This window comes from Catenibacterium sp. co_0103, assembly GCF_004168205.1.
Classification (GTDB): domain Bacteria; phylum Bacillota_I; class Bacilli_A; order Erysipelotrichales; family Coprobacillaceae; genus Catenibacterium; species Catenibacterium mitsuoka_A.
Window position 1 is genome coordinate 1 of the sequence record NZ_RCYB01000145.1, and the last position, 3,511, is coordinate 3,511.

Annotated in this window: 3 protein-coding genes; all 3 read left to right on the top strand. The window is 40.1% G+C overall.

The window, feature by feature from the left end; all coding sequences use genetic code 11:
* On the top strand, positions 1-1,647 hold a 1,647-nt coding region (locus EAI80_RS12465; protein WP_129982295.1), incomplete at its 5' end, for an IS3 family transposase.
* Positions 1,586-2,062, top strand: coding sequence for a hypothetical protein (locus tag EAI80_RS12470; protein WP_129982296.1), 477 nt, complete (start codon positions 1,586-1,588; stop codon positions 2,060-2,062). The genes EAI80_RS12465 and EAI80_RS12470, both read left to right, overlap by 62 nt.
* 17 nt (positions 2,063-2,079) lie before the next feature.
* On the top strand, positions 2,080-3,393 hold the full coding sequence (locus EAI80_RS12475; protein ID WP_129982297.1) for an IS3 family transposase: 1,314 nt from the start codon (positions 2,080-2,082) through the stop codon (positions 3,391-3,393).
* The last annotated feature ends 118 nt before the right edge of the window (positions 3,394-3,511 follow it).

Sequence of the window (3,511 nt, forward strand, 5' to 3'; positions counted from 1 at the left end):
TTATATGATAATTCATTTCTGATTGACTCCAGAGTATTCGTTAAATCAAGAAAAGGAATTAATTTTAGTTCTGATTTCATCGATAAAGCCTTCAAGGAATATCCTTCTGTGTCCATTGAATCCCTGCTTGAATCTTATGGTCTTGATCCCAATAAAGTCGGATATCATAGAATATATGAATTAAAAAGAAAACTTGAAGATGGAGAAAAACCTAAAGAAAAGATAAGTGCTGATGCAGTAGAGAAATACTCTGGTCATCCATATATCAAGAGATGCACTGCAACCCATTTCACACTCAAAAAGCAGTTCTATGATGAAGCTATAATATTCATTAGTTATTCCATCGATGAAATTCTTGGCATATTTGAGATTGATGGTTCTGATCTTCCTATCAGAGTGCGAAATAAAATAAAGAAACAGCTCATATCCTGGAATGGCGATTCTGATAATATGATGATTGAGTGTGATCAGGAGTTCAGATGCCGCATTCAGCACAACAGGATGAGAGCACTAGAAAAACTGTCAATGATGCATTTTGAAAGGATCAGGAAAATTCTTCCTTCCCTTTCCCCTGAACAGAAGAAGGCATTATGCATATGGATCAGAGACCTTCCACACGACAGGTATGACTATTCCATCCGTTCCATACTAAAGAGAGTTGGCATATCCAAATCTTCCTATTATTCAATACTCTCAGATGATAATTACGGCATGAAGGAAAGACAGGATGAGATTGATTTTGAATACATAAAAAAGGTCATGGATTATAAGGGATTCAGAAAAGGAACACGCACCATCTATATGATGCTTCCTGATATATGTGGTGTTCATTTTGGAAGAAACAAGATTCTCAGACTGATGAGAAAATACAACTGCATATGCGCCATCCGCAGGGAGCGTACTGAATTGAAAACGAACAGAGAAAACTTAAAAAGCAACAGGAAGCCAAACCTTCTTAAGAGAAGGTTCCGTCTGGCAAGACCGGGTGAGATACTGCTTACAGATGTGAGCTATCTGAAATACGGGCTGAATAGAACTGAATACCTGTCATGTGTAAAGGATGCAGTAAGCGGGCGAGTTGTGAGTCATATCACTTCTTCAGGCAATGATCTTAATCTAGCTATGGATACAGTAGATACTCTTGACCCTGCTGAAGACGCTATTTTCCATTCTGATCAGGGGTCCCTCTATTTAAATGACTTTTTCCAGAACAGAATCAAGGAACTGGGATACAGCCAGTCCATGTCACGCAGGGGTAACTGCTGGGATAATGCGAGCCAGGAATCCTTCTTTGGACATATGAAGGATGAATGCGACCTGTCAGGCTGTTCCACTCCGGAAGGAGTGAAGAAAATGATTGATGATTATGTATACTACTACAATAATGAGCGTCCTCAGTGGACACGTAATAAGATGACACCAACTGAATATGAAGACTATCTTAATTCATTATCTGATAATGAATATTCAGATTATCTTCAAAACGAGCAGGAAAAATATGATAAAATGATGAAAAAAGCGAGAGAAAAGGCGCTCAAGCGTGCGGTTGAGCTTGGCGCTCTAACAGAGGAGGATATGGAATTATATGGCTCAGGAAAGAAAGAAGAACAGGCAGCAGCAGACAGAAGCGCAGAGACTGGCACATAGAGATGCAGTTATTGAACATTCAGATAATAAGTTCGTTGCAGAGCTTACAAAAAATATGGATGCATTCATCTATACAAAGGACTTCTATGTTGCACTTTATAAGCAGCTTGAAAGCGGAATGACATCAATCGAGGCTTATGAATCATTAGGTTTCGATACTAAGAAGCTTGGAAAGAACTGTGCTCAGTCTGCAGCCAAGCGCGCAAGACAGAAAGCGAAGAACGGGGAGTTTGAACCAAAGGCTGAGAACTATGATGGAAGCATCCCTATTGAGGAGATGCCTGAAATGAGCCTTGAAGAGAAGGTTGCATACCAGGAGGCTCGTATCAGATATCTTGAGGATTACGTAGAATTTCAAAAAAAAATGCCTTCCATACTGGAGGAGATATACTCATCCTACAGCGACAAGAAGTAAAGGAGGACAAGCTCTTCATGGCTTATGACTACATAAGCAGAGGAAAGGCAAAAGAGAATGGTTATACCAACACCAGAGTCTTCAAGATGTTTGGTGTAAGCAGTACGGGCTATTATAATTATGTGTCACGCAGGGAGGATAGAGACGGTAAGCAGGCAGCTAAAGAAATGGATGAAAGCCATGTGATTCAGTGCTTCAAGAAGATCATTAAAACACTTGGATTCGTTCCTGGAAAGCGAACCTTCCGCCGACATATGTTCAGAAGGTTCAATTACAACATCAGCGTATCAAGAGCTTCAGGCATTATGAAAAAGATGCAGATAACTGCACAGCTTCCCAAAAAGGATGCATACAAGGGACAGGCAACCCACCATCATGAGTGCATGGCAAAGCCTAATCTCGTTAACCGCAATTTCAAGCTGGGAGTAAGACAGGTCATCCTTACCGATATCACTTATATACATTACGGCTATAGCCGTACTCCAGCCTATATGTGTGCATTCAAGGATGCCTATACAACTGAAATACTAGGTCATTATGTATCAGGCAGAATGGATGTATCTCTTGTTCAGAAGGCATTCAATAATATGATGGAGAATCATAAGGACGAGTTCCCTAAGAATCTGGAAGTATACTGCCACAGTGACCAGGGTTCACAGTATCTCTCAACATCGTTCAAACAGCTTCTTAATGAGAATGATTTCATCCAGTCAATGTCCAGAAGAGGAAACAGTCAGGACAACGCCCCTATGGAATCATTCTTTGGGCGCATGAAGACAGAGGTCATTGACATCATCGCAAGATGTGGGGATATAGATACTGTAAGAAGACTCATCGATGGCTATATCAATATGCATAATAATGAAAGATATCAGGATACCCTTGCAGCACTATCTCCAAGTGAGTTCTATACATACAAGGTGACAGGTCAGTATCCATTAGACAACTATTATGGGGTGAAGGCATCAGAGCTTATGCCTCTTGATAAGATCATTGAAGCTAAGCTTGAAATGCAGGAAAAGAGGAAGCAACTCCGTAAAGAACGTCAGAAGATCAATGAGCAGCAGTCCAGATTATTAAGGAATGCAGGCGATATCATCATGCGTGATATGAAGAAGATGAAAGACGAAAACAGGAAATGGGTAAAACAGCAGGAACTTGTAGAGAATCAGTTGAAGAAGATCTCGGAAATCATTGAGAAGATTAGTAAGGCTTTAAATTTCTATTTTCATGAAGCAACAGCCGAGGTCAAAAAACTGCTTAAGGATCCATTGAACTGGAAGAACTATCCAGAACTGGACTATTATAAGGATCTTGATGCATTATACTAATTAGACAAATCATAAATAATATATCGGGAAAAGTCCATAAAATCAGGACTTCTTTTCGTCGTGGAGATAGAGAGATAGAGGGCGCGAAAAAAAAGAGCATCACCTTACGGTGATGCTC